The following is a 6,278-nucleotide window of genomic DNA, read 5'->3' as shown; positions in this document are numbered from 1 at the left end:
GGGGTCCCGCGGGGTGGGGCACCGGTCCGGTGAGGGGGGGGGGGGGGGGGGTTGTGGGACGAGGGACGCGGTCGCCGCCGGGGGGGGCGCCCCCCGCCGCGTCCGCCGCCCGATGTGTGCCGGCGGCCCCGCCGAGCCGTCCGCCCGCCTCGTACAGCGTGCCGCCCGCCCCCTCCGCCACCCCCCACGACGCGTCCGCCCCGCCACTCCGGCACCGACCACCGCGATCTGCCGTCTCTGCCCGTTACCTGTCACGACCACCCGTTCCCTCCGTCGCTGCATCGCTGTCACGAGGCATTCGGAGACGACAGGCGCCGTGATTGGTCCAGAACGAAATCGACCGCGATCCGATGCCACAGGGCCGGCCGGCCCATCATCGTGTGGCCCGCACGGGGGATGCCCCTCCACCGCGCATCCGTGCCCCGGGCGGCAGCCAATTCGGTCTGACTCCGGGATGCGGCGGGGTCGGTCCAGCGGTCGGCCGTGCCGTGGGCGACCGCCATCGGTACGCCCTGCGGCACCCGTGCACCCTCGCCGTCCGGCCACCACGGCGCCAGCGCCAGCAGTCCGCAGACCCGCGGATCGTCGGCGACGACGGCCGCCACCCGTCCACCCATCGAGTGCCCCACCAGCACGACAGGCACGTCCTGGGGTAACTCCGCGAGCACCCGACGCGCGTCGTGGACCGGGCTGCGGTCGGCCCCGTTCCAACCCCGGACCCGATAGCGGATCTGCCGCACCTCGATACCGCGCGCACGACCGGCGCGGCGGAGCGCCCCGGTGAAGGCCGCCATCCGCAAGTCCGCCGCCTGGAAACAGCGGGTGCGGCGACGGTCGGTCACCTTCCCGCCCGGCAACACCACCACGACCATCGACGGCACCGTCCCGTCGTGGCCTCGTCTCGAACTCTCACGAATCAGCCGCACACACCGCATTCGGAGCCGCGCCCGGTGTGGATGGGCGCCGAATTTCGCGACCCCGCTGCACCACCGTCCGTTCGAGCTGCTCTCCGAATCGCCCCAGCGTGTAGCGTTGAGGTATCGCGCAGCACTTCACGTCGAGCGTTCTGTTCACACGGGCCGCGATTGGAAATTATCGGCCGATTCGCGGCCACACCAGGAGCGTCCGATGACGCACATTCTCAACCATCCGTGCCTGAACCGGGACGCGGCCTCCCCCGAGGGCGGGCAGCCCTTCCCGACTCCGACCCGAACCCCGCGACTGCTTCTGCGGGCGGGCGAAGCGAACGACGTCGACGGGGTCTGGTGGCCGCGCACCCGGAACCTCACGGCCGAGTTGCACGACCTGATCACCAAACTCACCCCTCGTCTCGGAGCGGTCGCCAGTATCCGTTTCGGCTGGAACACCGTCAGCATCAAGCAGCGCGGTATCGACATCGACGATGGTGTCGAGATCACCGGCCCTGAGCCGGGTCAGCCTGGCAACGTCCTGCGCGTCCACGGGCGAGACGGCCGCCACCTGGACCTCGTCGTCGTCCGTCCCGGACTCGACGCGCACTACGGGTATCAGCTCATGCGCCGGGTGGTCGAGTCGTCCTGAGCGCGGCGGCTGGCACACCCATCCACGGCAGACCGGAGGACCCCTCGCGTGTCCCGCACCGAGACAGCGAAAAGGCCCGGTCGGAAGGTGACTACCTTCTGACCGGGCCTCTTGGTGGAGCTGCCGGGAATCGAACCCGGGTCCTCCGCCGCTTTGCCAGGGCTTCTCCGTGTGCAGTTCGCTATGTCTCTACTTGGATCTCCCGGTCTCGCGAACAAGCCGTGATGACGATCCCAGTCACTGTTGGATGTCCCGTTCCACTCCGCGACCGAGTGGAACGGTGAAGCCCTCTAGCTGATGCCAGGGTCCGGGGCGAGGGCACACCCGGTCTGACAGACACGCGATCGCTACTTAGGCAGCGAGGGCGTAGTCGCGCTGATTGGAATCGGCGCTTATTGGTTTGCAGCGACGCTTACGGTGGTCTCTTGCCTGCACCGACACGCTTCCCCTGACTCAACGTACGCAGTCGAAACCGTTCAGCCCCGTACGTCCCCACGATTCTCGCGGGGCTACTTACTTTAACCCGATCAAGCGCGGGAATCATCCCCATTATCGGCCACCTGGTCCGTCACACTCCGGGCAGCGACGCGACGGACCACCCCATCTGCGCGTTTCCCCTTTCCGGGGCGACCGGTTCGGTTAATGTCGGGCCCCGAGACGGCCATTGGGGTGATGTTCGTCACCCGCTACTCGTACGGGGGGAACCAGGGTATGAGTTCGTTCGCACGCCGATTACTTTCGACCGCCACACTCGCTTTCGCGGCCGTCCTGGCGGGCACGCTCGCGTCGCCGGCCGCGGCAGGCGCGGCCCCCGCCTACCCCACCCCGTACACGGACCCGTTCTACGCCGCTCCCCCGGACATCGCGTCGAAGGCGCCCGGCGACGTCCTCGAAGTCCGCCGCGCGGACACGTGGCTCGCCCCGGGCAACGAGGTGTGGCAGATCAAGTACCGCTCGACCAACTCTTCGGGTGAACCCATCCCCGCGGTCACGACGGTGATCAAGCCCATCAATTCGCCGACCGACATGCCCGTGCTGTCGTACCAGGCGATCGTCAACTCGCTCGGACTGCACTGTGCTCCGTCCGCGGCCCTGTTCACCGGCGAGATCAAGGATGTGTTCGGGCTGCCGCTGGCCCTCGCACAGGGGTGGGCGCTCGCGATTCCCGACCACCTGGGACCGGACAGCGCGTACGGCGCGGCCAAGCTCGGCGGCATGATCACCCTCGACGGGGTCCGCGCCGTCAAGCGCCTGCCCGAGCTGCGCCTGAGCGGTAGCCCGGTTGCCCTCGCCGGATACTCCGGCGGCGGCATGGCCACAGCCTGGGCGGCGGCCCTGAACCCCACGTACGCACCGGACGTGCAGCTCGCGGGTGTCGCGCAGGGCGGCGTTCCGGCAAGCATCGAGGAGATGGCCTTGGGCCTCGGGCTGGCCGACCGGCATCCCGGCTTCGGCCTGGGCTTCGCCGCGGCGGTGGGCCTCGAACGTGAGTACCCGGATCGACTCCCCCTCGGCGACCAGCTCAGCCCCGCTGGCATCGCATTGCGTGACGAACTCCGGGACGAGTGCCGCACGCTGATCATCGCGAAGGGCCTGCTGCACAGCGTCAGTGGCGTCGCGAAGTCCACCGACCTGATCCGGGACGAGAGGGTGCGTGCGGTGATGCGGGAGAACAGTCTCGTCGACTACCCGGGCGTGCCGACCGCGCCGGTCTTCATGTGGCACGGCGCGTCCGACGAACTCACGCCGTTCCGATCCGTGGCCGCGACCGCCGGCCGGTACTGCAAGGCCGGGGCGACGCTCGAGTTCCACGCCTACCCCATCGCCGAACACATGACGAACGCCGCCGTCGGCCTGCCCGCGGCCTTCATGTACCTGAAGGATCGGTTCGCCGGCCTACCCGCGCCGAGCAACTGCTGACCCCCGGACGCCGTTTACGCCTGATCAAAGATCGTATATGTCCACCTGTCGAGATTTGTTCGCCAAAGCAGCTGGACGGTCGTTCAGGTTCCCCTAGCCTGCTCGCCATACAGCCGATGCCTGCGCTCGTGAGGGGACTCCGCCGATGAAGAACAGATTCACATTCGCTCGGCGGAGGGCCTTACCGCTGCTCGCCGCCGCGGTGGCGCTCACCGTCGCCGGCGCCGCGGCAGCGGTGTCCGTGCCACTGTCGCCGAACCCGACCGAACCCGGCCCGCCCACCGATCCCGTCTACGGACTCGCGGGGGGCTGCTACACGCTCGCGTCCGACGTCAGCCCCGGATTCGTCGCACGGGACGGCGACGGTTTCCGGACCGGCGTCGACGCCGGTGCCGCGACGCCCTTCCGGATGCAGGCCGCGCAACTGGGCCGGTTCCTGTTCTTCGGCGCCGACACCGCGCTGATGGCCGGCGAATCCGGACGGGTGTTCCCGTCGCCGCAGGCCACCCCGGCCGCCGACTGGGCGTTGACGTTCACCGACGGTGCCTACACCGTCACGGCGGTCACCACCGGCAAGCAGTTGAGCGTGGGCCGAGCCGACGGTCGCCTGACCATCACCGATCCCGGCATCGACCCCGAGGCCGGGCGCTTCCGTCTCGCCGCCGCCGACGGCTGCGCGGACTTCCCTGAGGCCGAGGTCAACGCCACCGGCGTTCCCGTCGGAGCGACCGCGGACGGCGAGGTACGCGGCTTCATCGACGCGCACGTCCACATGAACGCCAACGAGTTCATCGGCGGCAGCATCCGCTGCGGCGAGCCGTACTCCCCGCTGGGCATCACCGTCGCAATGCAGGACTGTGAGGACCACAAGCCGGACGGGCTGCCCGCGCTGATCGAGAACGTGCTCTCGCACGGCAACCCGTTCGAGTCGCACGACACCACCATGTGGCCGAGTTTCGCCGACGTGCCGTCGTACGACTCGATGACGCACGAACAGATGTACTACCGCTGGGTGGAACGCGCGTGGCGCGGCGGTCTGCGGGTCTTCACGAACCTGCTCGTCTCCAACCGCGTGCTGTGTGAGTTGTATCCGCTGCGCAGCAACCCGTGCGACGAGATGGAGACCGTCCGGATCGAGGCCCGGCAGGCCCGCGAGATCCAGGACTATGTGGACGCGCAGTACGGCGGCCCGGGCCGGGGCTGGTTCCGGATCGTCGACTCGCCGCAGCAGGCGCGCGACGTGGCGGCGTCGGGCAAGTTGGCCGTCACCCTCGGCATGGAGATCTCCGAACCGTTCGGGTGCGGGCTGTCGGGTGGCATCCCCCAGTGCACCGAACAGGACGTCGACGCCGGCCTCGACGAGTTGTACGCGATGGGCGTGCGGCAGGTGATCCTGACCCACAAGTTCGACAACGCGTTCGGCGGGGTGCGCTTCGACGGAGGACTGACCGGCACCGCGGTCAACATCGGCAACTTCATCGGAACCGGCGAGTTCTGGCAGGCCGAGCGGTGCACCGGCATCGCCACCGACAACCCGATCGGCAACGTCGGCGACGACGCCGTGGAGTTGGCGAAGTCCCTGCCCCCGGGGGTTACGTTGCCCGTGTACCCGACCGGTGACGTCTGCAACGTCCGGGACCTGACCCCGCTCGGGGAGTACGCGATCCGGGCCATGATGCAGCGCGGCATGATCGTCGACATCGATCACATGAGCGTCAAGACCGCCGATTCGGCGCTGCGGATCCTCGAGGACGCGCAGTACTCCGGCGTCGTGTCGAGCCACGGGTGGACCGACCCGTCGAACTACCCACGGATCTACAAGCTCGGCGGGTTCGTCGCGTCGTACGCGGGTCCGTCAGAGAACTTCGTCAAGGAGTGGCGCGAGGCCCGGCAGGGGCGTGACGACAACTTCTACTTCGGCTACGGCTACGGCGCCGACACCAACGGCTTCGGTTCACAGCCGGCGCCGAGCAAGGACGGCACGCGCAGAGTCGAGTACCCGTTCACGACGTTCGACGGTGGCACGGTGATGGATCAGCAGCGGGCGGGCACTCGCACGTTCGACTTCAACACCGACGGCCTGGCGCAGTACGGCATGATCCCCGACTGGATCGAGGACATGCGGGTGCACGCCGGCAACGACGGGGCCCAGTTCATGGACGACATGTCCCGCGGCGCCGAGGCGTACCTGCAGATGTGGGAGCGGGTCGCACAGTAGGACAGCAGTAGCGAAGCCTCTGAACGACGGTGGCCGCCTTCCCTTTCGGGGAGGCGGCCACCGTCGTCGGCACACGGAGAGCGCTTCGGTCAGCGCATGCCCTTGATGCGACGCCCGAGCTCACGCGTCACCTCGCGCTCGGCGGTGCGGCGGGCCAGGTCCTGACGCTTGTCGTAGTCCTGCTTGCCCTTCGCGAGCGCGAGTTCGACCTTGACCTTGCCGTCGGAGAAGTACATCGACAACGGCACCAGCGTCTGGTTGCCCTCGCGGGTCTTGCCCACCAGGTGCTCGATCTCGCGCTTGTGCAGCAGCAGTTTGCGGGTACGCCGCGGCGCGTGGTTGGTCCACGTGCCCTGCGTGTACTCCGGGATGTGTAGTGCGCGCAGCCACACCTCGCCGTCGTCGACGGTGGCGAACGCGTCCACGAGCGACGCCTTGCCCTCCCGCAGGCTCTTCACCTCGGTGCCGACCAGGGCGACACCGGCCTCGTAGGTGTCGATGATGGTGTAGTTGTGTCGCGCCTTGCGGTTGGTCGCGATGACCTTGCGGCCCTTCTCTTTCACGTGCGGGCCCTCACAGT

The 6,278-nt window shown here is 68.8% G+C and carries 5 protein-coding genes and 1 other RNA gene; 3 read left to right on the top strand and 3 right to left on the bottom strand.

Annotated elements, in window-relative coordinates; genetic code table 11:
* Positions 1-287: 287 nt before the first annotated feature.
* Positions 288-926, bottom strand: coding sequence for an alpha/beta hydrolase (locus tag IJ15_RS0115225; RefSeq protein ID WP_231569544.1), 639 nt, complete (start codon positions 924-926; stop codon positions 288-290).
* Between the two features lie 202 nt (positions 927-1,128).
* Between IJ15_RS0115225 and IJ15_RS0115220 the strand changes: the two genes are divergently transcribed.
* Complete coding sequence (locus IJ15_RS0115220; RefSeq protein ID WP_031939205.1) at positions 1,129-1,560, top strand: DUF5994 family protein; 432 nt, start codon at positions 1,129-1,131, stop codon at positions 1,558-1,560.
* A gap of 112 nt (positions 1,561-1,672) precedes the next feature.
* On the opposite strand, the gene ssrA is transcribed toward IJ15_RS0115220, so the two are convergent.
* Positions 1,673-2,044: a transfer-messenger RNA gene (gene ssrA / locus IJ15_RS25625) on the bottom strand.
* A 227-nt stretch (positions 2,045-2,271) separates the two neighbouring features.
* Between ssrA and IJ15_RS0115215 the strand changes: the two genes are divergently transcribed.
* Together IJ15_RS0115215 and IJ15_RS0115210 are read left to right on the top strand one after the other, a co-directional pair.
* Positions 2,272-3,480: a lipase family protein gene (locus IJ15_RS0115215; protein WP_031939204.1), complete on the top strand. Its 1,209-nt coding sequence runs from the start codon at positions 2,272-2,274 to the stop codon at positions 3,478-3,480.
* 145 nt (positions 3,481-3,625) lie between these two features.
* On the top strand, positions 3,626-5,698 hold the full coding sequence (locus IJ15_RS0115210; RefSeq protein WP_031939203.1) for an amidohydrolase family protein: 2,073 nt from the start codon (positions 3,626-3,628) through the stop codon (positions 5,696-5,698).
* 89 nt (positions 5,699-5,787) lie between these two features.
* On the opposite strand, the gene smpB is transcribed toward IJ15_RS0115210, so the two are convergent.
* Positions 5,788-6,261, bottom strand: coding sequence for an SsrA-binding protein SmpB (smpB, locus tag IJ15_RS0115205; protein ID WP_031939202.1), 474 nt, complete (start codon positions 6,259-6,261; stop codon positions 5,788-5,790).
* Between the last annotated feature and the right edge of the window lie 17 nt (positions 6,262-6,278).

Source organism: Prescottella defluvii (assembly GCF_000738775.1).
Taxonomy (GTDB): Bacteria; Actinomycetota; Actinomycetes; order Mycobacteriales; family Mycobacteriaceae; genus Prescottella; species Prescottella defluvii.
This window is presented reverse-complemented; position numbering and strand designations above follow the sequence as displayed.